The organism is Mesorhizobium sophorae (assembly GCF_002270415.1).
Taxonomy (GTDB): Bacteria; Pseudomonadota; Alphaproteobacteria; order Rhizobiales; family Rhizobiaceae; genus Mesorhizobium; species Mesorhizobium sophorae.
Genome location: NZ_NNRI01000007.1, coordinates 343,396 through 367,082, shown reverse-complemented (window position 1 = coordinate 367,082; position 23,687 = coordinate 343,396). Strand labels below are relative to the sequence as shown.

The window sequence follows — 23,687 nt, the reverse complement described above, 5'->3', positions numbered from 1 at the left end:
TTTCAAGGCGAAAGTTTTAAGCTTAAAAAGTTTGACCGGCCTGTTGCCCGACCAATACGCCTTGTTGCGCTAGCTACGGCTCGTCTCGAGCCAGCTCGGCCCGCGCGGCGGCGGTGCCGGCGGCAACGCCCGCGCCGAGAAACATCGTGTCGCTGGCCAGCACGAAGAAGCTGACGCCGATGGCGGCCCATTGGGAGACGTCCTGCGGCTTTGCGCAAAAGATGCCTGATGTCCTGCCATGCGCAACCGTGACGCCGATGATCCTGCGGATTGCCTCGGTGAGCTTGTCGGCGCCTTTCGGTCCGATCGCATCGATCGACACCGAAAGATCACCGGGGCCGACGAAGATCACGTCGATGCCGTCGACGGCGGCGATGGCCTCGATATTGGCCAGTCCTTCCGATGTCTCGACCTGGACCGCGACGACGATCCTGCCATTGGCGCCGGCGAGATATTCGGGAATGCGATAGCCGTAGCCGGCCGCACGGCCGGGCCCGACGCCACGTTCGCCCTGTGGCGGATAGCGCGAGGCTTTGACAGCCATCGCCGCCTGGGCAGCGGTCGAGACGCGTGGGATCAGCACGCCTTGCGCGCCGCTGTCCAGCGCCGCCTGGATCGCTTCCGGCGCATGGCCTGGAACGCGCACCATCGCCGGCAAGCGATGCACGTCGGCCGCTCGCACCATGGTCTCGATCATGTCGCGCGAGATCTGGGCATGCTCCCAGTCGATGCAGAGAAAATCGAGGCCGGACTGCGCCATCACTTCGACTGCCACGGGATGGGGAATGGCGGCAAAGGAACCAACGAGGTTCGTCTTGCCGATACACTTCTGGCGGAACTCGCTCATGCCCGTCACCTTTCTCGCCCTGCCAGAATCCATATCCGCAAACGACTGTCAGGCGAAGCTATTTCAGGCTTGAAATATTTTCGCGCGGGCCTAGCGTGGGCTCTCCCGCCACGAGTTCCAGACATGATCAAAACGCATCCCCTGCACGGCCCGAACAAACTCAAGCTCGGCGTCTTTTCGACCAATGCCGATGGCGGCCTTGCCATCACCGACGTTCCGGAACGCTGGGCGGCAAGCTGGCAGGACAATCTGACGGCGGCCCAGATCGCTGACCGCGCCGGGCTGGAATTCATGCTGCCGATCGCGCGCTGGCGCGGCTTCGGCGGCCGCAACAAGGTGCGCGAATGGTCGTTCGAGACCTTCACCTGGGCGGCGGCACTCGCCATGGCCACCGAACAGATTGGCCTGTTCATGACCGTGCATGTGCCGCTCGTGCATCCGCTCTACGCCGCCAAGGCGCTGGCGACCGTCGACCACATCAGCCAGGGCCGCGCCGGCCTCAACATTGTCTGCGGCTGGAACCCGAAGGAATTCGGCATGTTCGGCACGCCGCTGGTCGAAAAGGGTTACGACCAGGCGGCCGAATGGATCGAGATCCTCGAACGGCTTTATGCCTCGAGCGAGCCTCTAGACTATGAAGGCACCTATTATCGCCTCAAGGAAGCGGTCAGCCGTCCGGCCAGCCTGCAAGTTCCGCGCCCGGTGACGATGAACGCCGCTTTCGGCGGGCCGGGCCGCGATTTCGCCGCCGCCAGATGCGACTATCTGTTCACGACCTTTTCCGAGATGGGCGACGCCGGCAAGCACGTCGCCGACATGCGCGAACGTGCCGACAAAGTGGGCCGTGATGTCGGCGTCTACACGGTGGCGCATGTGGTTTGCCGCCCGACGATGGAAGAGGCGCAGGCCTACTACACGCGCTATGCCGTTGATATGGCCGACCACGACGCGGTCGATGCCCACATGGCCGGCAAGAAGGAATTCTCGCAATCGCACGACCCGCATGCCTACGACCGCTACCGGCAGCGTTTCGCCGGTGGCGCCGGCACCTATCCCCTGATTGGCACGCCCGAAACGATCGCCGCCGACATGGTCGCCATTGCTGAGCAGGGTTACCAGGGGATCGCGCTGTCCTTCGTCAACTACACGCAGGAACTGCCCTATTTCTGCGACCACGTGCTGCCGATTTTGAGGCAGGCTGGCCTTCGCGGATAAGCAAAGGTCATTCCGGAATGACGGCAGTCGCCTGGATCTCGACCTTGGCCCGGTCCTCGACCAGAGCCATCACCTGCATGGCGGCCATCGCCGGAAAATGCCGGCCGATCACCTCGCGATAGGCCTCGCCGATGCCCCGGAGGTTGGCGCGGTATTCGGCCTTGTCGGTGAAGTACCAGGTCATCGAGGTGATGTGCCGCGGCTCTGCACCGGCTTCCGCCAGCACCGCCACGATGTTCTCAAGCGTCTGCCGCACCTGGCCGACGAAATCGTCGGTTTCGAACTGGCACTGCCCGTTCCAGCCGACCTGTCCGCCGACGAAGACCAGCTTGCCGCGCGCCGCGACGCCATTGGCGTAACCGACCGGTTTTGCCCAGCCTTGCGGCTGCAGGATCTCGTGCATTCAAAACCTCCCGGTAGTCCAAAAACCAAGTCTCAAAATCGAATGCCCGTCAAATTTCCTGCTATCAGGCCGCGCCCATCACTTGCCGCGCAATCACCACCTTCTGCACGTCCGAGGCACCCTCGTAGATGCGCAGCGCGCGGATCTCGCGATACAGGCTTTCGACGATATGGCCTTTGCGAACGCCGTCGCCGCCATGCAGTTGTACGGCCTTGTCGATGACCTCTTGCGCCTTGTCGGTGGCGAACAGCTTGGCCATCGCCGCCTCGCGGGTGACGCGCGCGGCACCCATGTCCTTGGTCCAGGCGGCGCGGTAGACCAGCAGCGCCGCCGCGTCGACGTCGAGCGCCATATCGGCGATATGACCCTGCACCATCTGCAATTCGGCCATCGGCGCGCCGAACAGGTTGCGCTCGGCCACCCTTTTGATGCTTTCATCCAGCGCGCGGCGGGCAAAGCCGAGCGCTGCCGCACCCACGGTCGAGCGGAACACGTCGAGCACGGACATGGCGATCCGGAAGCCGTCGCCCGGTCTGCCAATCAGCGCCGAGGCAGGCAGGCGGACCTGGTCGAACGACAGCCGCGCCAGCGGATGCGGCGCGATCACTTCGAGGCGTTCAGCGATGCCAAGGCCTTTGGCGTCACCCGGCACGAGAAAGGCGGAAAGCCCCTTGGCACCCGGCGCTTCGCCGGTGCGGGCAAAGACGACATAGAGATCGGCGATGCCGCCATTGGAGATCCAGGTCTTTTCACCGGACAGAACATAGCTGTCGCCGTCGCGGGTCGCCGTCATTTCGGTGTTGGCGACGTCCGAGCCGGAGCGCGGTTCCGACAGGGCGAAGGCGGAAATCGCCTTGCCGGCACGTGTCTTTGCCAGCCATTGCTGCTGCTCGGGCGTGCCGAACAGGCTGAGCGCGCCGGTGCCCAGCCCTTGCATGGCAAAGGCGAAATCGGCCAACCCGTCATGGCGGGCGAGCGTCTCGCGCGTGATGCACAGCGTGCGCACATCGAGGGGGCCGGGATTGTCCGTGTCCACAGCCGTCGGCTTCAGCCAGCCGTCCCTGCCGAGCTTGCCCACCAGCTCGCGGCAGGCGGCATCGACGTCATGATGATCGACCGGCAGGTTTTTCGAACACCACGCCTCCAGCCGCTCGGCCAGTTGGCGATGGCGGTCCTCGAAGAAGGGCCAGGAGAGGAAGCTCTTGTCAGCCATCAATTGCCCTCGAACACCGGCTTTTCCTTGGCCACGAACGCCTTGTAGGCGCGCTCGAAATCGCGCGTCTGCATGCAGATCGCTTGCGCCTGCGCTTCGGCCTCGATCGCCTGGTCGAGACCCATCGACCATTCCTGGTTGAGCTGCGTCTTGGTGATGCCGTGGGCGAAGGTCGGACCGGAGACAATGCGCGCCGCCATGTCGAGCGCGTCGGCCTCAAGTGAAGCGGCAGCGACCAGCCGGTTGTAGAAACCCCAGCGCTCGCCTTCCGCCGCCGTCATGGTGCGGCCGGTGTAGAGCAATTCGGCGGCGCGGCCCTGGCCGATGATGCGCGGCAGGATCGCGCAGGCGCCCATGTCGCAGCCGGCGAGGCCGACGCGGGTGAACAGGAACGCCGTCTTGGCTTCTGGCGTAGCAATGCGGATATCGGAACTCATGGCAATGATGGCGCCGGCGCCGACCGCGACGCCGTCGACTGCCGCAATGATCGGTTTGCCGCAATTCAGCATCGCCTTGACGAAATCGCCGGTCATGCGGGTGAAGGCCAAGAGCTGCTTCATGTCCATCTTGACCAGCGGCCCGATGATGTCGTGGACATCGCCGCCGGAGCAGAAATTGCCGCCATTGGACAGGAACACCACGGCGTCGACGTCGTCGGCATAGACGAGGTCGCGGAATGTGTCGCGCAACTCGGCATAGCTGTCGAAGGTCAGCGGGTTCTTGCGCTCTGGCCGGTCGAGCCGGATCTTCGCGATCCTGCCCTCGACCTGCCAGAGGAAATGCTTCGGCTCGAGGCCGGCCATCCCGGTCATTCGCGTCCCTCCCAATTGCTGCGGAACGAGGTCAGCATGCCGGTCAGCCGGCGCGCGTCGTCCTCGCTGACCTTGCCCAGCAATTCACCGATCCAGCCTTCATGCGCCGCGGCGATGATGCCGAAAGCCTTCGAGCCTTCCTCGGTCAGCCGCACCATCGAGGTGCGACGGTCGCCATTGCGGCGGGCACGGGCAACCAGCCCTTCCGACACCAGCCGATCGACGATGCCAGTGACATTGCCGTTCGATACCAAAAGAAAGCGCGACAGGTCGCTCATCAGCATGCCTTCGGGCGCGCGATAGAGTGCGGCCATCACGTCGAAGCGCGGCAGCGTCGTGTTGAAGTCCTTCTTCAGGCGCTCGCGCAGCTCGGCCTCGATCGTGCGCGAGGCGCGCAGCAGCCGTATCCACAGACGCAGCCGGTCCTTGCCGGGTCCGGTCGGCGCGGGCAGGGGGCCGGCTACCATGTTTCGCCTCCTGAAATGGAAATCGCTTGTCCGGTGATCGACGCCGCGGCATCGCCGCACAACCACAGCACGGCGGCGGCAACTTCTTGCGGTTGGATGAAGCGGCCTTGCGGGTTGGTCGAGGCAAGGCTCGACCGTGCCTGCTCGGCTGAACGGCCGGTCTTGTCTATGATACGCTGGATGGATTCCTCCAGCATCTCGGTCTCGACGAAACCCGGACACACCGCGTTGACGGTGACGCCCGATTTGGCGGTCTCGGCCGCCAGCGCCCGCATCAGGCCGACGACGCCATGCTTGGCGGCGACATAGGGCGCAACATAGGCGTAGCCCTTCAGGCCTGCGGTGGAAGCAACGAACACGATCCGGCCGGTCTTTCGCACCGCCATGCCGGCCAGCGCCGGCTTCACTGTCAGGAAGGCTCCGGTCAGGTTCACATCCAGCGTCCGCTGCCAGTCGGCAAGGGTGGTCTTGTGCGCCGGTGTACTGCCGGCCATGCCGGCATTGGCGACGACGATGTCGAAGGGGCCGCGCGCGGCTTCGGCAGTCTCGTAAAGCGACGCCATTGTCGCCTCATTGGTGACGTCGGCGGCAATGCCGAAGATGCGGTCGCTCTCCTTGGCGACCTTGGCGAGCTCCGCGTCGCGGCGGCCGCAAATGGTCACGTCGATGCCTGCGCCCGCCAGCGCCAGCGCGATGGCCCGGCCGACGCCGGAGCCGCCGCCGGTAACCAGTGCATGCTTACCGGCAATCGTTGCAGCGGCGCTCATACTTTCAGCCCCGCCGCGGCGTCGCGCTCGGCCAGCCGGTAGAGCTGGTCGCGCCCGGGCAGATACGGATCCGGCCATTTGACACCGCGGTCGCCGAGCGTCACCGCCGCATGCAGTGTCCAGTAGGGATCGGCGAGATGCGGCCGAGCCAGCGCCACGAGATCGGCGCGGCCGGCCATCAGGATCGAATTGACATGGTCCGGCTCGTAGATGTTGCCGACCGCCATCGTCGCCATGCCGACCTCATTGCGGATGCGGTCGGAAAACGGTGTCTGAAACATGCGGCCGTAGACCGGCTTTGCCAATGCCGAAGTCTGGCCGGCCGAAACGTCGCAGATGTCGACACCGGCCTCATGCAGCAGCCGTGCGATTTCGACCGCGTCGGCCGGGGTGACGCCCTCGATGCCGACCCAGTCATTGGCAGAAATGCGCATCGAGATCGGCTTCTCAGCTGGCCAGGCGGCGCGCACCGCGCGGAAGATTTCCAGGGGATAGCGCATGCGGTTTTCGAGCGAGCCGCCATAGGCATCCGCGCGCCGGTTGGTGACCGGCGTGATGAAGGACGACAGCAGATAGCCGTGCGCGGCATGGATCTCGAGCATGTCGAAGCCACAACGATCAGCCATTTCGGCCGAGGCCACGAATTCGTCGCGCACTTTGTCCATGTCGGCGCGGTCCATGGCCTTCGGCACCTGGTTCTGCGGCGACCATGCAACGGCCGATGCGGCCATTACAGGCCAGTTGCCTGAGGGCAGCGGCACATCGGTGCCTTCCCAGCCGAGCCGGGTCGAACCCTTGGCGCCTGAGTGACCGATCTGGGCGCAGATCTTCGCCTCTGTCTCTGTATGGACGAAATCGACCAGCCGCCTCCATGCCACCTCATGTTCGGGCGCATAGAAGCCGGGACAGCCTGGTGTGATGCGGCCCTCGGGACTGACGCAGGTCATCTCGATATAGATGAGGCCAGCGCCACCCTTGGCGCGCTCGGCATAGTGGGTGAAATGCCAGTCGGTCGGACAGCCGTCGACAGCCTTGTACTGTGCCATTGGCGAGACGACGATGCGGTTCTGCAGTGTCATGTCGCGCAGCTTGAACGGCGCGAACATCGGCGCGCGGCGCAGGCTGTTGCCGCCGGCACCCGCCTGGCGCTGGAACCATTCCTCCGCGCCGCCCAACCATGCGGCATCGCGCAACCGCAAATTCTCGTGGCTGATGCGTTGCGAGCGGGTCAAAAGCGAATAGTTGAACTGCACTGGGTCGAGGCCGAGATAGCGCTCGACCTCCTCGAACCATTCGAGCGAATTGCGTGCCGCCGATTGCAGCTTCAGCACCTCGGTGCGGCGGGCATCTTCATATTTGCGGAACGCGGCGTCGAGGTCCGGCTCGGACTCGACATACTCTGCCAGCGCCACGGCACTTTCCAGCGCCAGCTTGGTACCGGAGCCGATCGAGAAATGCGCCGATGCGGCAGCATCGCCCATCAGCGCCAGGTTCTTGTAGGACCAGCGTTCGCACAGCACGCGCGGGAAATTGATCCAGGCCGAACCACGAATATGGTTGGCATTGGTCATTAGTGCATGGCCGCCAAGATGCTTGGCAAAAATGCGCTCGCAGACGGCGATCGATTCCTGCTGCGACATCGTGCCGAAGCCGAAAGCAGCCCAAGTCTGTTCGCTGCACTCGACGATGAAGGTCGCGGTGTCGCTGTCGAACTGGTAGGCGTGCGCCCACACCCAGCCATGCTCGGTTTTCTCGAAGATGAAGGTGAAAGCGTCGTCGAATTTCTGGTTGGTGCCGAGCCAGACGAACTTGCACTTGCGGGTGTCGATGTCGGGCTTGAAGACGTCGACGAAGGTGTTGCGCGCTTTGGAATTCAGGCCGTCGGCGGCGACGACAAGATCGTGCGTCTCCATATAGGGCCGCGGATCGGCGATGTCGGTCTCGAACATCAGCTTGACGCCGAGTTCGCGCGCACGCCGCTGCAGCAGGACCAGCAGCCGCTTGCGGCCGATGCCGCAGAATCCATGGCCGGTCGAAACCGTGCGCACACCGTCATGGATGACGGCGATATCGTCCCAGTAGGCAAAATGCTTCTTGATCCAGACGGCGCTGACCGGATCGTTCTTCGACAAATTGTCGAGCGTCTCGGCCGACAGCACGACGCCCCACCCGAACGTGTCGTCGGCGCGGTTGCGCTCGAACACCGTCACCTCGTGCGCGGCGTCCCTCAGCTTCATCGAGATGGCAAAGTAGAGGCCGGCTGGTCCGCCGCCGAGAACCGCAACCTTCATCTGTGCGATCTCCTCTTCGCTTGCTGGCCCCAGTATCGCGCCGGCGACAAATTATTTCAAGCTTAAAGTTTCATATCGAAATGATTATCTGGATATCACGGAGGCGCGCTTGCGTGACGTTGCGCAAGCGCGCCTTCCAATCATTTTTCCGGGTTCTTCGGGCTCCACAGCACGGTCTCGGCGCCTTTCTCGTAAGCCATCCCCGAGGGGTAGCTGATCGCTTCCAGTTGCAGACCCCACGGCGCCTGGAAATAGAGAATGGTCTGGCCGGCGGCCGGCCCTTCGGAAACCGGTATCGGCCCCATGCGCGTCTTGACGCCCTTGGCGTCGAGATAGGCTTTGGCGGCGGCGACGTCATCGACATAGAAGGCGATGTGGAAGCCGCCTATGTCGCTGTTCTTCGGTGTCAGATCCTTCTGGTCGGGCGCGGTGTATTTGAACAGTTCGATGTTCGATCCGCTGCCGCAGCGAACCATGGTGATCTGCTCGATCACCGCCTTCTTGTCGACGCCCAGCACATCCTGCATGAAGGTGCCCTTGTCGTCGGCGAACGGACCGAACGACATCGCCTTCTTGCAGCCGACGACTTCGGTGAAGAAGTCGACCGCCTGCTTCATGTCGGGAACGGTAATGCCGGTGTGATCGTGGCCGCGCATGCCGGGGATCGAGCTGGCGGTGGCAATGCCGGCGCTGCCAAGGATAGCGGCGGTGAGCGCGGCGTTTCGAAGTATCGTCTTCATGTCAGTCCTCCTCCATGGGCGGGGCCTGGTCATTTGCCCGTCGCACATCCGAGGCCCGCTTTTCGGCGTGCGTATGCATTCATGTCGCCTTGGCGGCGGAAGAAATGTCCAGCCAGCCGGCATCGATTTCGGGCAGCGGAATGGCTGCTATCAGGTCGCGCGTGTAGCTTTGCCGGGGGTTGTCGAACAGGGCGTCGGTGGCGCTCGCTTCAACGATCACACCTTCGCGCATGACGATCACTTGCCGGCATAGCCTCCGAATGACAGACAGATCGTGGCTGATGAAGGCGACGGTCAGGCCCATCTCGGCCGCAAGCTTCTCCAGCAAGGTCAGGATCTGCGCCTGGGTCGACACGTCGAGGCCGGAGACGATCTCGTCGGCGAGCACGAATTTCGGCGACAGCGCCAGCGCGCGCGCAATGCCGACGCGCTGGCGTTGGCCTCCCGACAGTTCGTGGCGGTAGCGGCTGGCGAAGCTCTGCGGCAGGCCGACGCGCAGCAAGGCCTCGGCGACGCGCGCCTTCAGATTGTCGCCAAGGCCATTCTGCTTCAGTGGTGCGGCGATGATGCTGGCGATGGTGCGGCGCGGGTTGAGTGACGACATCGGATCCTGGAAGATCATCTGCAGGTCGCGGCGCAATGGCCTGAGTTCCGCTTCCGACAGATGGGTGATGTCGCGGCCGTCGAAGTTGATGCTGCCGGCGCTGGGTTCCAGCAGGCGCACCAGGGCGCGGCCGAGGGTCGACTTGCCCGATCCGGATTCGCCGACAATGCCGGTCACCGAGCCCCTGGGCAGGTCGAAGTCCAGGCCTTTCAAGATCTCGGCCAGCGGCGCGCGGCCGATCAGCGGCTTGCGTGTCATGTCGGGCAGCGCGACCTTCAGCCCGCGCACCTTGAACAGCGGCTCAGCCATGGGGACGCCTCCAGGCCTGGTCGGCGGCGGCGATCTCGGCGGCAAGCCCGGCCAGGACCGCCTCGTCCACCGGCTTCAGCGAGGCGAACGGATCGGTGTAGCGCGGTGTGGCGGCCATCAGCGCCCGCGTGTAGGGGTGTTGTGGGGCAGCGAAGAGGGCAGCAGTCTCGGCCTCTTCGACCACCTTGCCGGCATAGAGCACCGAAACTTTCTGGCTGATCTTGGCGACGACGCCGAGATCATGGGTGACGAACAGGATCGCCGTGCCGTGGTCGCGCTGCAACTGCGCGATCAGCCGCAGGATCTGCTTCTGCACGGTGACGTCGAGTGCAGTGGTCGGTTCGTCCGCGACGATCAGCCGTGGTTCGGCGGCGAAGGCGGCAGCGATCAGCACGCGCTGGCGCATCCCGCCGGAAAGCTCGTGCGGGTAGCTCTTCAGCACGCGATCGGGGTCGCGGATCTGCACCTCGTCGAGCAACTGGCGAATTCGGGTATCGGCCCTCTCACCGCTCCAGCCCAGGATCCGCACCAGCCGGTCGGTCATCTGCGAACCGATGCGACGTGACGGGTTGAGCGCGGTCAGCGGGTCCTGCGGGATCAGCGCCGTGCGTGCACCGATCAGCGTGCGCCTTGCCTTTGGCTCCAACCTGCCGAGGTCTTCGCCTTCAAGCAGCATGTCGCCCTCGACAATGCGCACGCTCGACGGCAAGACGCCAAGCACCGCCTTGCCGATCATCGTCTTGCCGGCGCCGCTCTCGCCAACCAGCGCGCGGACCTCTCCCGGTTGCACGGAGAGCGACACCGAGCGCAGCACGCGCTGGCCGTTCGGCAGCACGGCGCTCAAGTCCCTGATGTCGAGACAAGCGCTCATCGCAGCACCGGGTCGAAACGCGTCTTCAACGCCTCGCCGAACTGGCTGAACGACAGCACCGTCAGGATCAGCGTGATCAGCGGAAACACCAGCACCCACCAGGCCTGGTGGATGGAAATCCGGCCCTCGGCGATGATACCGCCCCAGGTCGGATCGTCGGTCGAGATCGACAGATTGACGAAGGAGAGGATCGCCTCGACGATGACGGCGATGCCCATTTCCAGCGAGAGCAGCGCCACGATCGACGGCACCACATTGGGCAGCACTTCGCGCAGCATGATGCCGATGCGGCCATAGCCGGCGATGCGGGCATTCTCGACATAGTCCATGCGCGACTGGCCCATCGTCTCGGCCCGGATCACCCGGCAGAAACGCGTCCAGTCGATGACGGCGATGGCGATGATGACGGAGCTGAGCCCGGTGCCGAGCACGGCGACCAGCAGGATGGCGAACAGCACCGGCGGGAAGGCCATCCAGACGTCGACGATGCGCGAGATGATGCGGTCGGCCCAGCCGCCGAAATAGCCTGATATCAGCCCGAGCGTCGAGCCGACGAGGCACGTGGCGATGGCGGCGGCGAAGGCGACGATGAAGGCAATACGGCCGCCGAAGATCAGCCGAGACAACAGATCGCGGCCGAGGCTGTCGGTGCCGAGCCAATAGCCGGGCTCGGCTCCATCAAGCCAGAACGGCGGCAGCCGCTCCAGCATCAAATCCTGCGCCAGCGGATCCTGCGGAGCGACCAGTGGCGCGAAGATCGCGGCCAGCAGCGCCAGTAGCAACCAGCCGCCGGCCAGCCACAAGCGCGGGGATACGCCACGCCTCGGAGCGCGCCTCTCATCCATGGCGCAGCCTCGGATTGAGCAGCGCATACATCATGTCGACGGTGAGGTTGATCAATACGAACAGCAGCGCGAACACCAGCACGATGCCCTGGATCAGCGGCAGGTCGCGGTTGATGACGGCATCGATAGCCATATTGCCGAGGCCTTCATAGGAAAACAGCCGTTCGACGATGACCGTGCCGCCGATCAGGAAGGTGAACTGCACGCCGACAAGCGTCAGTGTCGGCAGGGCGGCGTTCTTCAGCGCTTCGCGCAGGATGACCTGCGTTTCCGAAAACCCTTTCACCCGCGCCAGCACGACATAGTCGAGGTCGAGCACTTCCTTCAGCGACTGTTTCAACAACTGCGAAATGATCGCCGCCAGCGGCAGTGCCAGCGCAACCGCCGGCATCAGCATGTGTTTGAGGAGATCCCAGGTGAGATCGAAGCGGAGTCTCAGGATGCTCTCGGCCAGATAAAACTGGGTGAAGAAGGGCAGGTCGAGCTGCGGCGACACCCGGCCGGAAATGTCGAAGATCGGCACCAGCACGCCGAACAGCAAGATCAGCACCAGGCCCCACAGGAAGTCGGGAATGGAAAGCGCGGCACCGCTGGCGATATCGATGCCGGCCTCGACCGCCGTGCCGCGTTCGCGCGCACCGAGGATCGCAGTCGTGCCGCCGATCGCCACCGCCATCAACAGAGCGACGATGGCGAGTTCCAGCGTCGCCGGCAGCCGGTTGAAGACAAGACTGAGAACATCCTGCCGCAGCGAGATCGAGGTGCCGAAATCGCCCCTGACAACGCCGGACAGCCAGATGAAGAACTGCTGCACGATGGTCTTGTCGAGCCCATAGAGTGCGCGCAGCCGGGCGATGTCGGCGTCCGTGGCGCCGGGCGGCAGCATCATCGCGATCGGATCGCCCGGAGCAACGCGGATCACGACAAAGACGACGACGGCAACGCCGAACAGCGTCACCAGCATCGTCAGAAGACGGATCAGGAATCTTTGCAGAAGCATGTAAATCTTTGCAGGAGCCAGCTGGCTCGTATGCCGGATAGGAAATGCGCGCCGTCTCGATGGACGGCGCGCGGCAATCCCAGGCCGATATCAGGCCGGAGTCATCAGGGCCGGCAGCAACGCGCCGGACACGTGCTGCACGACATTGACGCCCTTGGCATGCACGATCGGCTGCGCATACTGCATCAGCGGCAGCACATAGGCCTGCTCGGCGATGTATTTGTCGACCGCCTTCCAGCCGGCAATGCGCTTGGCCTCGTCCTTCTCGCCCCATAGCGGGTTGATCATGTCGATCAGGTCCTGGCTGTCCCACACCGAATGCGGGCTCGGGCCATACATGGCGAAACCGGTCGAGGTGGTCGGATCGCCGATGGCATTGCCCCAATTGTAGAAGGCGGCCGGCGCCAGCTTGTCGGCGGCGCGCAGTTCGTAGTGCTTGGCGATCTCGTAGACCTCGATCGTCGCCTCGATGCCGACCTTGCGCCACATGCCGACGATCGCCTGGATCATCTCATAGTCCTTGGGCTTGAAGCCCTTGGTCGTCTGTATCGTGAACTTGACCGGCTTTTCCGGCGAATAGCCGGAAGCAGCGAGCAGTTCCTTGGCCTTTTCCGGATTGTGCTCGACCTTGATCGACGCATCGTAAGCCGTGTATTCCGGCGTCTCCAGCGTGTCGATCGGCTGGCCGTAGCCGCGCAGCAGGCGGTCGACCAGCAGCTTCTTGTCGATCGACATCACGGCTGCCTGGCGGACGTTCTTATCCAGCATCGCCTCGATGTCGTTGAAGAAGATCATGCCGATATCGGAGACGTTCTTGCACGAGCCGGCAAGCCCTTCCTTGGCGATCAGCCGGTCGTACTCCTCATATGGGATTTCGAGCGTCACCTGAGAGGAGCCGGACTCGATTTCGGCGACCCGGCTCGCCGCATCGGCAACGAACTTGATCGTCACATTCTCGAAGGCCGGCTTGCCGCCCCAGTAGTTCGGATTGGCTTTCAGCCGCAAGAAGGCGTTGCGCTCGAATTTTTCCACCATGTAGGGGCCGGTGCCGACCGGCGCCTTCTCAAAACCTTCCGCACCCACTTTCTCGTAATAGGCCTTGGGCATGATGTAGCCGGTCAGGAACGACATCCATTTGAAATACACCGGGTCGAACTGCACGACATCGCCGGTGATCTTGTTGCCGTCGATCTTGAAATTGCTGACGTTCTTCCAGACGAACTGGATCGGGTTGCCAGTCTTTTCGTCACCCGCCCGCTGCAGCGACCAGACCACGTCCTCGGCCGTGAACGGCGACCCGTCATGCCAGGTCACGCCTTCGCGCACTGTCATCATGATCTTCGTGCGGTCGTCGTTCCAGCCCCATTCGGTGAGCAGGCCGGGCGCAAAGGAAAGGTCCGGCTTTTGCGGGATGAACTGGTCGAACACCGACTGGTAGAGGCCCTGGATCGTCGGGTTGACCGCCGAAGGTCCGGTCGTCGGATCCCAGGACGGCAGGTTGACGTTGTAGGCGATGGTCAGTTCGCCGGCAGCGGCCTTGGCGATCTGCGGCAGGCCGATAGCGGCCGCCCCCAGTGCCGCGGCACTGTATCCGAGCAATTCGCGTCTGTTGATTGTCATGGTCGTTCCCCTTGTTGGTTTATTGTCGTTGCGCGGCGATCTCAGTTCATCGTTTCAGCCTCCTTGGGCAGCAGCGCCTTGCCCTTCTTCACCCAGAAAATCCTGGGGCTCCTACCTCCCGCCAAGTTGTTGCGCGAGCATGTAGCCCGAGGCGGCACCGGTGCCCGCGCCCGGCCATGTCGCGGCCCCCGTGAGATGCAGATTGCCGATCGGTGTGTTCCAGCCGGCGAAACCGCGCGTCGGTCGAAACAGGAAATTCTGCGCCAGATGGTGGCTGCCGCAGACCTGGTCGCCGCCGACGAGGTTCGGGTTCTCGCGCTCCAGGTCGATGGGCGAAAACACCGCCCGGCCAAGGATCTTGTTGCGCAGGCCGGGCGCGTAGCTCTCGATGATGTCGAGAACGCGCTCGGCGTAGTTGTCCTTGACCTTGTCCCAATGCGCGGGTGCGATCTTGCCGGCCGCATCGCCCAGGATTTCGGCGGGCAGCATGCGCACCTGCACCCACAGCACGTGTTTGCCTGCGGGCGCTCGTGTCGGGTCGATCGCCGTCGGCTGGCCGACGACCAGCACAGGTTCGTCCGGCAGCATGCCCGCTATCGCCTGCTGATAGGTGCGCGACATGGCGTCGAGCGAGGGAGACAGATGCACATAGGCAAACTGCCGCAACTCGGCGCCGGCGCGCCAGTCCGGCAGGTCGTCGAGCGCCAGATGGATCATCATCGTGCCTGGTGCGTGGCGAAACTTTTTCATCGCGGTGTCGAAGCCGGCGTCACCCGAACCATTGGGCAGCAGCTTGCCGGTCAACGCGCTCGGCGCCACGCCGGCGATAACCGCCTTGGTCGCGGTATGCGTCTCTCCGGAAGCGAGCCGCACGCCGGTCGCCTTGCCGGCGGAAACCGTGATCTCCGCCACCTCGGCACTGGTGACGATTGTGCCGCCGGCAGACGTGACCATGCCGGACAGCGCCCGGATGATGGTATCTGCCCCGCCCTTGCCCAGCACCATGCCGAAACTCTGGTTGGCCATCGATTCCAGATAGGGGAACACCGCACCGCCGGCGATGTCGGGCGCGAAGTCGAGATGCATGCCCCAGGTGGCAAGCGTTGCCCGCACATGAGGCGACTCGAAAGTCTCCTCCAACCAGGCGCGAGGCGACGACAGCAGCAGCCGGCCGGTATCGAGCGCGCCGGACACGCCCTTCTTGCGCCACAGGTTCCATGCCGTGCCGGCAAGCGCGCGGGCGCTCATCGGTGATCCCAGCAGCCGGAACAGATGCTCGGCCTCCGCCGGGAAGGCGGCGACCAGCCTGCGCCATGTTGCGGCATCCGCGGCTGAAAAAGCGGCCATGCGCGAGGCGGTCTTTTCCAGGTCGTTGCTGACGCCGAACCAGCGTCCGTCAGGGAAGGCGCTGGCAAAACAGTCGGCGACCGGCGCGAACTCCAGCCCTTGGCGGTTCAATTCATTTGCATATTTCCGGTGGAAGGCCGAGCCGGCAAACAAGCTCAAATTCATCGCGCCGAAATCGTGGCGGAAGCCTGGAAGGGTGAATTCGCGGGTCTGGACGGCGCCGCCGATTGTTGCACTGCGCTCGAAAATCCCGGTTTTCCAGCCTTTGAGCGCCAAATGCGCGGCGCATGCCAGACTGTTGTGGCCCGCCCCGACAAAGATGGCGTCGAACTCGCTCACGCCCCGGTCCCATTTCCTTTATGCTTAAAGATAATTGCAGATGCATATGTTTTCGTCTAGTAGGATATTAAGGGCCGAGACGAGCCTTGATCATCATCACGAAAGAGGGAACAGAGACCATGGACACCCAAAAACTCCTCGGCGAAGTCGCCGGCCAGCTTCTTTCAGGCGCCATCAAGGTGGTCGACCTGTCAGCGCCGCTCGGCCCCAATACGCCATTGATCAAGCTGCCGCCGGAACTCGCCGTCGACACGCCGAAGGTCGAAATCCATAACATCTCCCGCTATGACAAGAACGGCCCGTGGTGGGCGTGGAATTGGCTGAAGCTCGGCGAACATTCGGGCACGCATTTCGATGCGCCGCAGCATTGGATCACCGGCAAGGATTATCCAGACGGCGCCACCGACACCATTCCGGCTCAGAACTTCGTCGGCCCGGTCAATGTCATCGACTGCTCGAAGGAAGCCGCCGCCGACCACGATTTCCTGCTCACCGTCGACCACGTCAAGGCGTGGGAAGCCAAGCATGGCGCGATCAATGCCGGCGAATGGGTGGTGATGCGCACCGACTGGTACAAGCGCAATGGCTCCGAGGCCGAGTTCCTCAACGCCAACGAGACCGGCCCGCATACGCCGGGTCCGACGGCGGAAACCATCCAGTTCCTGATCAGCAAGGACATCAAGGGCTGGGGCAGCGAGACGATCGGCACCGACGCCGGCAAGGCCGGTGGCATGGAGCCGCCATTCCCGGCGCATACGCTGATACACAAGGCCAACCGTTATGGGCTTGCCAGCCTCTGCAACCTCGACCAGTTGCCGCCGAAGGGTGCGATCCTGATCGCGGCGCCGCTCAAGATCGAACATGGCACCGGCAGCCCGATCCGCGCGCTGGCGCTTGTTCCGAAGGGCTAAGCGAAAGCGTTTTGACGTGAGCCAGCCGGATCACATCATCGTAGGCAGCGGCATCAACGCGCTGGTCTGCGCGGCGATGCTTGGCGGCAAGGGCGCGAAGGTGCTCGTCCTCGAGCGCAACGACCGCATTGGCGGCTGCATGCGCACCGAGGAGATCACCGCGCCCGGCTTCATCCATGATGTGATGGCGACGACCTTCGTGCTGTTCATCACCTCACCGGCCTTTGCGGCGCTGGGCGCCGACCTCGCCCGGCACGGGCTGGAGTTCTGCCACACCGGCACGCCGACCGGCGTGCTGCGACCGGACGGCAGCCGTGCCGTGCTCAGCACCGACCGCGCCGCCAACATCGCGGCGCTCAATGCCATCGCCGCGGGCGATGGCGACCGGCATGCAGACGATGTCGGTGGCATCGAACGCAATGCCGGCCTGCTGTTCGGCCTGCTCGGCGGCAGCCTGTGGTCCTATCCGACGGCGAAGCTTTTGGTTGGCGACGGCTGGCGGCGTGGCCCACGTGGCCTTGCCGCCTTTCTCGGCGAAGCGCTGGTGCCGGCGCGCAACTGGCTCGAAAGCACCTACCAGTCGGAAACCATCCGCGCGCTGTGGGCACCCTGGGTGCTGCATGCCGGGCTCGGACCGGAAGATGCTTTCTCCGGCCAGATCGCCAAGGTCATCGCCTTTGCGCTGGAGGCGGCCGGCGCGCCGATCGTCAAGGGCGGGGCGAAGAACCTGCTGTCCGCCTTCGAGGCGCTCATCACCGAACGCGGCGTCGTCATCTCCACCGAAGCGGACGTTGCCTCCATCATCGTGACTGGAGGTCGCGCCACCGGCGTGCGGCTGGCCTCGGGCGAAACGGTCAACGCGAAGAAGAGCGTCATCTGCTCGGTCACGCCGACGCAACTCTATGGCCGGCTGCTCGGCGCTGATGCTCCAAGGGGCGATGCCGAGGCGATGCGGAAATACCGCTACGGCAAAGGCAATTTTCAGATCCACTATGCCCTGGACAGACCGCCGGCATGGCGCGGCGAAGGCCTGGACAAGGTCGCGTTGCTGCACCTGACGCCGGGACTGGATGGCGTGTCGAAAGCCTGCAACGAGGCGGCGCGCGGCATGCTGCCGGAGGTTCCGACCATCTGCGTCGGCCAGCCGCATGCACTCGATCCCTCGCGCTGCCCGCCGGGCAAGGCGATCCTGTGGCTGCAACTGCCCGAGGCGCCACGCTACATCAAGGGCGATGCCGCCGGCAAGCTGGGGACACCGGCCGATGGCCAATGGACCGAGGCGCTGCGCGAAGCCTATGCCGACCGCGTCGAGGCCATCCTCGCCAGCCATATCGACGGCTTCAAGGACAGCGTCATCGCGCGCCGCGCCTATTCGCCAGCCGATCTCGAAACAATGAACATCAATCTGGTTGGCGGCGATCCTTATGGCGGCTCCTCGACCATCGACCAGTCGTTCCTGTGGCGCCCGTTCAAGACCAGCCGCAACCACCAGACCGGCATCAAGGGCCTCCATCATATCGGCGCCTCGACCCATCCCGGTGCCGGCCTCGGCGGCGGCTCCGGCTTTCTCCTGGCGGGGAGGCTGTGATGGAACAGAAGGTCGCGGAAAAGCGCCAGCGCATTTCCACCTTGGGGCAGATCGGCCTGCAGCAATTCGCGCCCTATCTGATGAACCGCATCATGGGCCGCTATAACGCCACCCTCCGCGACGATTTCCGCAAACAGGGGCTGACCATTCCGCAGGTCCGCACGCTGGCCGTGCTGTCGGTCACCGACGGCATCACCGTCAACGACCTCTCGGTCTATACGGTGATCGAGCAGTCGACCTTGAGCCGGACGCTCGACACTCTGGAGGGCCAGGGCCTGGTGCGGCGCGAGCAGGGTGTCACCGACAGCCGCATCCGCCATGTCTTCCTGACCGACGATGGCCGCGCCGAGTTCACCCGCGCCTGGCCAGCCATGCATGACGCGTTCGAGGCGATGTTTAACGATATCGACGACGCCGAATATTCCGCGCTCATCGCCACACTTTTGAAGATGCTCAAAAACATCCGCAAGCACGACATCTAGACCTACGCGCCGCCAGCGCCGGCGGTAACGGAAGGGAGAAAGAAATGGCCGAACGGTCTTTTGCCAAGGAAGTCGAAAAGCTGCGGCTCGGTTCCGGCGAGGAATTTGCCGGCGAAGGCATTCTCGCCATCACCAAGGCGCTGCTGCAATGCGGCGTCGGCTATGTCGGCGGCTATCAGGGCGCGCCGATCAGCCATTTGATGGACGTGCTGGCCGACGCGCAGGACATTCTGGGCGAGCTCGGCGTGCATTTCGAAGCCAGCGCTTCGGAGGCCACCGCCACCGCCATGCTGGCCGCATCGGTGCATTACCCGATCCGCGGGGCGGCAACCTTCAAGTCGACCGTCGGCACCAATGTCGCCTCCGATGCGCTCGCCAATCTGGCGTCGGGCGGCGTCACCGGCGGCGCGCTGATCATTGTCGGCGAGGACTACGGCGAGGGCTCCTCTATCATGCAGGAGCGCAGCCACGCCTTCGCCATGAAGAGCCAGGTCTGGCTGCTCGACCCGCGCCCCAATTTGCCGTCGATCGTCAAGGCGGTGGAGGACGGTTTCGAGCTGTCCGAGATTTCCAACACGCCGGTCATGCTGCAGGTCCGCATCCGCTGCTGTCATGTCCATGGCCATTTCATCGCCAAGGACAACAAGCGGCCGCCGATGACGGTGGCCGATGCGCTCGACGCGCCACGCCGCGACACCGGCCGCATCGTGCTGCCGCCCGCCTCCTTCCTGCACGAGAAGGAGAAGGTGCAGAAGCGCTGGCCGGCAGCGGTGGATTTCATCCGCAAGAACAAGATCAACGAGATGTTCGGCTCGGACCACGGCTCGGTCGGCATCGTCATGCAGGGCGGCATGTACAATTCGGTCATTCGCGCCCTGCAGCGGCTCGGCCTCGCCGACACCTATGGCGACACCGATGTGCCGCTTTATGTGCTCAATGCCGTCTACCCCTTGATCGACGACGAGTTCCTGTCCTTCTGCGAGGGCAAGCAGTCCGTGCTGGTCGTCGAGGAAGGTCAGCCCAATTACATCGAGCAGGCCTTTGCGGCGATGCTGCACAAGGCCGGGCGCGGCACCAGGCTGGTCGGCAAGGAGCATCTGCCGATGGCCGGAGAATACACCGGCCAGGTCATGCTTGACGGCATCGGCGCCTTCCTGCGTGCCGAGGCGCCGCATCTGTTGCCGGGCGAGGTGCGCGCGCCCAACAAGGTCGGCGACGGCGTCGATACTGCCGACCTGATCAACGTCGTGCCGGGTCGTCCGCCGGGCTTCTGCATCGGCTGCCCGGAACGGCCGATCTTTGCCGCCACCAAGCTGGTCGAGCAGGAACTCGGCAAGCACCACATCGCTTCCGACATCGGCTGCCACCTGTTCTCGATCATGCCGCCATTCGAGCTCGGCGCCACCACCATGGGCTATGGGCTGGGGCCGGCCTCGGCCTCGGCCTTCAATTCGCCCGACGCCAAGCGCCGCTCGATCTCCTTCGTCGGCGACGGCGGCTTCTGGCACAACGGCCTGACCTCCTCGATCGGCAATGCCGTGTTCAACAAGAACGATGGCGTCATCGTCATCGTCGACAATTTCTATTCGGCCGCGACCGGAGGGCAGGATATTCTGTCGTCGCGCGCGGGCAACAAGACCAAGTCGACCAAGCATCCGATCACCGAGGCGGTGAAAGGCATGGGTGTCAAATGGTTGCGCCACATCGACCGCACCTATGACGTGACCAAAATGCAGGACACGCTGCGCGAGGCGCTGACCACCGACGAGAAGGGACCGAAGGTCATCGTCGCCTCGTCCGAATGCATGCTCAACCGGCAGCGCCGCGAAAAGCCCCTTGTCGACAAGGCGATCAAGGGTGGCGAGCGCGTGGTGAAGCCGAAGTTCGGCATCGACGAAGACATCTGCACCGGTGACCATGCCTGCATGCGGCTGTCCGGTTGCCCGTCGCTGTCGGTGAAGTCGCTCGACGATCCGCTGCGCGACGATCCCGTGGCCCATATCGACCAGAGCTGCGTCGGCTGCGGCAATTGCGGCGAGGTCGCCGATGCGGCGGTGCTGTGCCCATCGTTCTATCGCGCCGATGTCGTCCACAATCCGGGCCGCTGGGATCGCTTCCTCGAAGCGGCGCGGCGCGCCATCATCAGCCTGTTGCAGCGCCGCCGCGAGAGCCGGCGCCTGACCTTCGCAGATGCTTGACGCTGTCCCGCCATTTCGCCCCCGAGCCGGCGCTCACGACGACGAGCGCGTCATCAAGCTCGCCGTGCTTGCGGTCGGCGGCCAGGGTGGCGGCGTGCTGGCCGACTGGATCACCGACGTCGCCGAGCGCAATGGCTACGTCGCGCAATCGACCTCGGTCGCCGGTGTCGCCCAGCGCACCGGCGCCACCATCTACTATGTCGAGATGGCCCGCGACACCGGCCAGCTGCCGGTCTTCGCGCTGTCGCCCTCGCAAGGCGACGTCGACATATTGATCGCGGCGGAACTGATGGAAGCCGGCCGCGCCATCATCCGCGGCTTCGTCACGCCAGAGCGGACGACGCTGATCGCGTCCTCGCACCGCATCGCTGCCGTCTCGGAAAAGATCGAGCCTGGCGACGGCCGGGCGTCCTCCTTGAAAGTGCATGCGACGGCGGAAGCCGCCTCGAAGCGCTTCATCGCTTTCGACATGGAGAAGATCGCCGCCGACAATGGCTCGATGATCTCGGCCAGCTTGCTTGGCGCGCTGGCCGGGTCAGACGCGCTGCCGTTCACCCGCGAAAGCTACGAGCAGGCGATCGGTGCCGGCGGGCGCGGCGTCAAGGCCAGCCTCGCCGCCTTCGGTGCTGCGTTTGATCGCGCGCGCGGCACGGCGGCCCCGGCGCCAAAGAAGGCAGAGCCGGCGATTGTCGGATCTGCGCTGGGCGCAGGGCATGTGATTGGCCCGCAGAGCCTGCTGCAAGGCTGGCAGGCGCTGACCGCCCGCATCGATGTGATGCCCGAGGCGGTGCGCGACATGGCGCTCAGGGGGCTGAGAAAGGTCGTCGACTATCAGGACATCGCCTACGGGCGTGAATATCTCGACCGGCTGGACAAGGCCATCGCGCTGGACGGGCCGGATCGCGGATATGACTTGTCGGTCGCTGCCGCGAAGCATCTCGCCAACGCCATGTGCTACGACGACATGATCCGCGTCGCTGATCTCAAGACGCGCTCGACGCGCGACCGGCGGGTGCGCCGCGAGGTCGGCGTCAAGGACGGTTCGATCCTCCAGGTGACCGAATATTTCCATCCGCGCATCGAGGAGTTCTGCGGTACTTTGCCGGCAAACTTAGGCAGCTACATCGAGAGCCGGCCGAAGCTCGCCGCCTTTCTCGACCGCCGCATCAACCATGGCCGTCGCATCCGCACCGACAGTTTCGCCGGCTTTGCAGCGCTCTGGTTCATCGGCGGCTTGCGCCGCTGGCGCCGTCGCCTGCTGCGTCACCAGGTGGAGACCAACCATCTCGAACGCTGGTACGCATTGGCACTTGGCTACGTGCCGGTCGACTACGCGCTGGCCGTCGAAATCCTCAACTGCCGCCGGCTGATCAAGGGCTACAGCGACACCCACGTCCGCGCCCAGTCGAAATTCGACCGGGTGCTGTCGGCGCTCGATCTGGTAAAGGGCCGCCCGGATGCCGCCGACTGGATCCGCCGCCTGCGCGAGGCGGCACTGAAGGACGAGAAGGGCGACATGCTCGACGGCGCGCTGAAGACCGTGGCGTCGCTCTGAAGCAAGGCTACTTCAGGCGACGAGCCCTCGCATCGGCTTCACCGCGGCGGAATCGGGAAACACCTTGTCGCCGAGGACCGCGGCGGAAAGGCCGAACTGATCGGCAAGCAACCCTTTCAGCACTGCCCTGACATCACTGGTCGGCGCGAGATCGCGTTGTTCGTAAAGCTGAGCCGGCTTCAACCCCGGCCAGTCGGCGATGACGCGGCCGCCCTTGATCGCGCCGCCGGCCAGCAGCACCACGGTGCCGGTGCCGTGATCGGTGCCGACGGTGCCGTTGACCTGCGCCGTGCGTCCGAACTCGGTGATGGTGACGATCGCGGTGTCCTTCCAGCGCTCGCCCAAGCCCTTCTCGAATTCCTCGAAGACGCCGTAGAGGCCGCCGAGCAAGGTGGCGAGCCGGCCGGTCGCACCGCCTTCATTGACATGCGTGTCCCAGCCATCGAAAGCCAGGGCTGCAACGCGCGGCCCGTCATCGGCAGCGATCAGCCTTGCAGCGCCTTGCGCGGCCTGCCGCATCCCCGCCGCACTGTCGAGGCCGCCCTTCGGCTTCATTGTTTTGCCCATCTTGTCGTCCACGGCCATCCGGTCGGCGTCGAGCCCCTTTTGCAGCGCCACTGCGAGAACCGGGTCGCGGTGCTGGTAGAGATCGAGAACGCGCGCCGCGAGCCCGTCGCCGGGCGTCGGCAGCGATAGCGGCGCCCAGCCAAGCACCGGCGCCGCCCCACGGATCACCAGTGGTGTCGACGGCCCGACGGCCAGACCGCCAAGCGTTGCCACGCGGTCGCCCGCTGGCAGGCTTTCCAGCGCCCGATTGAGCCAGCCGGTCGTGACATGTCCGGGACCGGCAAAGCCGCTTTCCAGCACATCCTGGCCGTCGAAATGCGAGCGCTCACGATAGCCGGTCGCGGCCGCATGCACGACCGCCGCCTGGTTATTCCCATACAGCCGCGCAAACACCGGCATCGCCGGATTGAGCGCGAAGAAGCCGTCGAGCGGCAGCGCCGCATGCGGGCCTGCCAGCGACAGGGCGATGTCGCCATGCAGGCCGGCATAGTCGGGATCGCCGACCGGACCGACCGCCGAGAGCCCGTCAAGTGCGCCGCGCAGCACGATGACGATCAGGCGCGGATCGCGATTGTCGGCGGCGCGGGCAAAGCGGGGCATGTAGGCCCAGGCAAACAATGCGCCGCCGGTCATCAATATCGCGCGGCGGGAGGGATCCGGTGTTTCGCACAGCAGGCTCATGATTTCGCCTCCACG

21 protein-coding genes are annotated in these 23,687 nt (G+C 64.6%); 6 read left to right on the top strand and 15 right to left on the bottom strand.

The window, feature by feature from the left end; translation table 11 throughout:
- Positions 1-73 precede the first annotated feature (73 nt).
- A complete protein-coding gene (locus CGZ66_RS06200) occupies positions 74-847 on the bottom strand; it encodes an HpcH/HpaI aldolase family protein (RefSeq protein WP_095082583.1) in 774 nt (257 codons plus the stop codon).
- Between the two features lie 123 nt (positions 848-970).
- Between CGZ66_RS06200 and CGZ66_RS06195 the strand changes: the two genes are divergently transcribed.
- The gene (locus CGZ66_RS06195) at positions 971-2,062 is read left to right on the top strand and encodes an LLM class flavin-dependent oxidoreductase (RefSeq protein ID WP_095082581.1); all 1,092 of its coding nucleotides are present in this window, start codon (positions 971-973) and stop codon (positions 2,060-2,062) included.
- Between the two features lie 7 nt (positions 2,063-2,069).
- Here the strand turns inward: CGZ66_RS06195 and CGZ66_RS06190 are convergent, their stop codons facing one another.
- From CGZ66_RS06190 to CGZ66_RS06130, 13 genes are all read right to left on the bottom strand, one after another.
- Positions 2,070-2,465 (bottom strand): RidA family protein, encoded by a 396-nt coding sequence (locus CGZ66_RS06190; protein ID WP_095082579.1) that lies wholly within the window; start codon positions 2,463-2,465, stop codon positions 2,070-2,072.
- A 64-nt stretch (positions 2,466-2,529) separates the two neighbouring features.
- Positions 2,530-3,678 carry an acyl-CoA dehydrogenase family protein gene (locus CGZ66_RS06185; protein WP_095082577.1) on the bottom strand — a complete coding sequence of 383 codons (1,149 nt, stop codon included), beginning with the start codon at positions 3,676-3,678 and terminating at the stop codon, positions 2,530-2,532.
- Positions 3,678-4,490, bottom strand: coding sequence for an enoyl-CoA hydratase family protein (locus CGZ66_RS06180; protein ID WP_095082575.1), 813 nt, complete (start codon positions 4,488-4,490; stop codon positions 3,678-3,680). Before CGZ66_RS06180 ends, CGZ66_RS06185 begins: the two co-directional genes overlap by 1 nt.
- Positions 4,487-4,957, bottom strand: coding sequence for a MarR family winged helix-turn-helix transcriptional regulator (locus CGZ66_RS06175; RefSeq protein WP_095082573.1), 471 nt, complete (start codon positions 4,955-4,957; stop codon positions 4,487-4,489). The genes CGZ66_RS06180 and CGZ66_RS06175 overlap by 4 nt, the downstream gene beginning before the upstream one ends.
- Complete coding sequence (locus tag CGZ66_RS06170) at positions 4,951-5,724, bottom strand: SDR family NAD(P)-dependent oxidoreductase (protein ID WP_095082572.1); 774 nt, start codon at positions 5,722-5,724, stop codon at positions 4,951-4,953. Before CGZ66_RS06170 ends, CGZ66_RS06175 begins: the two co-directional genes overlap by 7 nt.
- Entirely contained in the window at positions 5,721-8,015 is a 2,295-nt protein-coding gene (locus CGZ66_RS06165; protein WP_095082571.1) for a bifunctional salicylyl-CoA 5-hydroxylase/oxidoreductase, read from the bottom strand. Before CGZ66_RS06165 ends, CGZ66_RS06170 begins: the two co-directional genes overlap by 4 nt.
- Before the next feature lie 140 nt (positions 8,016-8,155).
- The gene (locus CGZ66_RS06160; RefSeq protein ID WP_095082569.1) at positions 8,156-8,755 is read right to left on the bottom strand and encodes a VOC family protein; all 600 of its coding nucleotides are present in this window, start codon (positions 8,753-8,755) and stop codon (positions 8,156-8,158) included.
- A gap of 79 nt (positions 8,756-8,834) precedes the next feature.
- Positions 8,835-9,668 (bottom strand): ATP-binding cassette domain-containing protein, encoded by an 834-nt coding sequence (locus CGZ66_RS06155; RefSeq protein ID WP_095082567.1) that lies wholly within the window; start codon positions 9,666-9,668, stop codon positions 8,835-8,837.
- Positions 9,661-10,539, bottom strand: coding sequence for an ABC transporter ATP-binding protein (locus CGZ66_RS06150; RefSeq protein WP_095082565.1), 879 nt, complete (start codon positions 10,537-10,539; stop codon positions 9,661-9,663). Before CGZ66_RS06150 ends, CGZ66_RS06155 begins: the two co-directional genes overlap by 8 nt.
- On the bottom strand, positions 10,536-11,384 hold the full coding sequence (locus CGZ66_RS06145) for an ABC transporter permease (RefSeq protein WP_095082563.1): 849 nt from the start codon (positions 11,382-11,384) through the stop codon (positions 10,536-10,538). The genes CGZ66_RS06150 and CGZ66_RS06145 overlap by 4 nt, the downstream gene beginning before the upstream one ends.
- Positions 11,377-12,384 (bottom strand): ABC transporter permease, encoded by a 1,008-nt coding sequence (locus CGZ66_RS06140; RefSeq protein WP_095082561.1) that lies wholly within the window; start codon positions 12,382-12,384, stop codon positions 11,377-11,379. Before CGZ66_RS06140 ends, CGZ66_RS06145 begins: the two co-directional genes overlap by 8 nt.
- Positions 12,385-12,474: 90 nt before the next feature.
- Positions 12,475-14,004 (bottom strand): ABC transporter substrate-binding protein, encoded by a 1,530-nt coding sequence (locus CGZ66_RS06135; RefSeq protein ID WP_095082559.1) that lies wholly within the window; start codon positions 14,002-14,004, stop codon positions 12,475-12,477.
- A gap of 111 nt (positions 14,005-14,115) precedes the next feature.
- A complete protein-coding gene (locus CGZ66_RS06130) occupies positions 14,116-15,690 on the bottom strand; it encodes a phytoene desaturase family protein (protein WP_095082557.1) in 1,575 nt (524 codons plus the stop codon).
- A 119-nt stretch (positions 15,691-15,809) separates the two neighbouring features.
- Between CGZ66_RS06130 and CGZ66_RS06125 the strand changes: the two genes are divergently transcribed.
- The 5 genes from CGZ66_RS06125 to CGZ66_RS06105 are packed head-to-tail and all read left to right on the top strand — an operon-like array spanning position 15,810 to position 22,424.
- Positions 15,810-16,601, top strand: a complete 792-nt coding sequence (locus CGZ66_RS06125; protein WP_095084285.1) for a cyclase family protein — start codon at positions 15,810-15,812, stop codon at positions 16,599-16,601.
- Between the two features lie 16 nt (positions 16,602-16,617).
- Entirely contained in the window at positions 16,618-18,189 is a 1,572-nt protein-coding gene (locus CGZ66_RS06120; RefSeq protein WP_095082555.1) for a phytoene desaturase family protein, read from the top strand.
- The gene (locus tag CGZ66_RS06115; RefSeq protein ID WP_095082552.1) at positions 18,189-18,671 is read left to right on the top strand and encodes a MarR family winged helix-turn-helix transcriptional regulator; all 483 of its coding nucleotides are present in this window, start codon (positions 18,189-18,191) and stop codon (positions 18,669-18,671) included. The genes CGZ66_RS06120 and CGZ66_RS06115 overlap by 1 nt, the downstream gene beginning before the upstream one ends.
- A 44-nt stretch (positions 18,672-18,715) precedes the next feature.
- Positions 18,716-20,869 carry a thiamine pyrophosphate-dependent enzyme gene (locus CGZ66_RS06110; RefSeq protein WP_095082550.1) on the top strand — a complete coding sequence of 718 codons (2,154 nt, stop codon included), beginning with the start codon at positions 18,716-18,718 and terminating at the stop codon, positions 20,867-20,869.
- Positions 20,862-22,424: an indolepyruvate oxidoreductase subunit beta family protein gene (locus tag CGZ66_RS06105; protein WP_095082548.1), complete on the top strand. Its 1,563-nt coding sequence runs from the start codon at positions 20,862-20,864 to the stop codon at positions 22,422-22,424. Before CGZ66_RS06110 ends, CGZ66_RS06105 begins: the two co-directional genes overlap by 8 nt.
- A 12-nt stretch (positions 22,425-22,436) precedes the next feature.
- Here CGZ66_RS06105 and CGZ66_RS06100 read toward each other — a convergent pair whose 3' ends face one another.
- Positions 22,437-23,672, bottom strand: coding sequence for a DUF1501 domain-containing protein (locus CGZ66_RS06100; protein ID WP_095082546.1), 1,236 nt, complete (start codon positions 23,670-23,672; stop codon positions 22,437-22,439).
- Positions 23,673-23,687: the final 15 nt, after the last annotated feature.

Bases quoted from the DNA above. Each gene is read 5' to 3' on its own strand.
- CGZ66_RS06165 (WP_095082571.1), bottom strand. From the start codon at position 8,015: ATGAAGGTTGCGGTTCTCGGCGGCGGACCAGCCGGCCTCTACTTTGCC.
- CGZ66_RS06105 (WP_095082548.1), top strand. From the start codon at position 20,862: ATGCTTGACGCTGTCCCGCCATTTCGCCCCCGAGCCGGCGCTCACGAC.
- CGZ66_RS06195 (WP_095082581.1), top strand. From the start codon at position 971: ATGATCAAAACGCATCCCCTGCACGGCCCGAACAAACTCAAGCTCGGC.
- CGZ66_RS06140 (WP_095082561.1), bottom strand. From the start codon at position 12,384: ATGCTTCTGCAAAGATTCCTGATCCGTCTTCTGACGATGCTGGTGACG.
- CGZ66_RS06170 (WP_095082572.1), bottom strand. From the start codon at position 5,724: ATGAGCGCCGCTGCAACGATTGCCGGTAAGCATGCACTGGTTACCGGC.
- CGZ66_RS06150 (WP_095082565.1), bottom strand. From the start codon at position 10,539: ATGAGCGCTTGTCTCGACATCAGGGACTTGAGCGCCGTGCTGCCGAAC.
- CGZ66_RS06155 (WP_095082567.1), bottom strand. From the start codon at position 9,668: ATGGCTGAGCCGCTGTTCAAGGTGCGCGGGCTGAAGGTCGCGCTGCCC.
- CGZ66_RS06100 (WP_095082546.1), bottom strand. From the start codon at position 23,672: ATGAGCCTGCTGTGCGAAACACCGGATCCCTCCCGCCGCGCGATATTG.
- CGZ66_RS06185 (WP_095082577.1), bottom strand. From the start codon at position 3,678: ATGGCTGACAAGAGCTTCCTCTCCTGGCCCTTCTTCGAGGACCGCCAT.
- CGZ66_RS06190 (WP_095082579.1), bottom strand. From the start codon at position 2,465: ATGCACGAGATCCTGCAGCCGCAAGGCTGGGCAAAACCGGTCGGTTAC.
- CGZ66_RS06200 (WP_095082583.1), bottom strand. From the start codon at position 847: ATGAGCGAGTTCCGCCAGAAGTGTATCGGCAAGACGAACCTCGTTGGT.
- CGZ66_RS06125 (WP_095084285.1), top strand. From the start codon at position 15,810: ATGGACACCCAAAAACTCCTCGGCGAAGTCGCCGGCCAGCTTCTTTCA.
- CGZ66_RS06115 (WP_095082552.1), top strand. From the start codon at position 18,189: ATGGAACAGAAGGTCGCGGAAAAGCGCCAGCGCATTTCCACCTTGGGG.
- CGZ66_RS06160 (WP_095082569.1), bottom strand. From the start codon at position 8,755: ATGAAGACGATACTTCGAAACGCCGCGCTCACCGCCGCTATCCTTGGC.
- CGZ66_RS06110 (WP_095082550.1), top strand. From the start codon at position 18,716: ATGGCCGAACGGTCTTTTGCCAAGGAAGTCGAAAAGCTGCGGCTCGGT.
- CGZ66_RS06135 (WP_095082559.1), bottom strand. From the start codon at position 14,004: ATGACAATCAACAGACGCGAATTGCTCGGATACAGTGCCGCGGCACTG.
- CGZ66_RS06175 (WP_095082573.1), bottom strand. From the start codon at position 4,957: ATGGTAGCCGGCCCCCTGCCCGCGCCGACCGGACCCGGCAAGGACCGG.
- CGZ66_RS06145 (WP_095082563.1), bottom strand. From the start codon at position 11,384: ATGGATGAGAGGCGCGCTCCGAGGCGTGGCGTATCCCCGCGCTTGTGG.
- CGZ66_RS06180 (WP_095082575.1), bottom strand. From the start codon at position 4,490: ATGACCGGGATGGCCGGCCTCGAGCCGAAGCATTTCCTCTGGCAGGTC.